1 protein-coding gene is annotated in these 895 nt (G+C 70.7%); it reads left to right on the forward strand.

What is annotated here, in order from left to right; all coding sequences use genetic code 11:
* The first annotated feature begins 149 nt into the window (after positions 1-149).
* Positions 150-770 (forward strand): hypothetical protein, encoded by a 621-nt coding sequence (locus tag PV341_RS45120; RefSeq protein WP_500328607.1) that lies wholly within the window; start codon positions 150-152, stop codon positions 768-770.
* Positions 771-895: the final 125 nt, after the last annotated feature.

Raw genomic sequence — 895 nt, forward strand, 5'->3', positions numbered from 1 at the left:
GGTTGCTTTCTTCTGCAGGTTTAATTTTGTTTAAAGGGCTGGTTCGTTGTTGTGCGTGCACGAGTGACGGGCGCGGTGCATGGTCAGACCTTACAAAGCGGGCGGGGGCCTGCCCCGTCGGGCCCCCGCCCGCTTTGTAAGGTCGAACCATGCCCCGCGGCCGCTACTCGTTCCACGACACCCACGACCACACCCCCCTCGGCGAAGAACACTTCCACTGCGCCACCGGCCCCGCCGGCTGGCGCTACACCGCACAGAACACCCACCCCGACGGCGGCCACGCCGGCTCCGTCGACCTCACCATCGACGAACTCGGCCGCCCCATCCGCCTGGAACTGCACGCCGCGAGCTGGCAGGTCCGCGGCGCCGCCCTCGACGGCCTCACCTGGGTCCGTACCGACCCCTCCGGCGAACACGCTCAGGAGGGCAACGTCCCCGCCCACGCCTTCACCGGCGCGTCACCCGCGTTCTACGTCGCCACCGCGCGCCTGCTCCGCCTGCGGCCCGGCTCCCCGGCCACCCGCGTACGCCTCGTCGCATTCCAACCCCCCGTGCTCGCACCCCGCACCCTCGACCAGTCGTGGGCCCTGATCACGAGCGAAGCACACACCACCGACAACGACCCCCTGCTCGTGGACGAATACCAGGTCAACGACCTGGAGACCGGTGAACAGCACACCGTCCACATCGCCGGCGACGTCGTCCTCTCCGCCCCGGGCATCGAACTCGAGGACCTCGAGTCACCCCCGTCCCGGTTCCCGACGGACTGACCCCGCCGACGCAGCGGCGACCCCTCACGCCGGAGGCGCGAAGCCCGTCGACGAGGACGAGGAGGAGGGCGACGTCGAGGACGAAGGCACCGGCGCCTGAGGGGCCTGCCCCCCGCGCCCCGGCG

This window comes from Streptomyces sp. PA03-1a, assembly GCF_033792805.1.
Classification (GTDB): Bacteria; Actinomycetota; Actinomycetes; order Streptomycetales; family Streptomycetaceae; genus Actinacidiphila.

Coding starts and splice junctions, on each gene's coding strand:
- PV341_RS45120 (WP_500328607.1), top strand. CDS start 150: ATGCCCCGCGGCCGCTACTCGTTCCACGACACCCACGACCACACCCCC.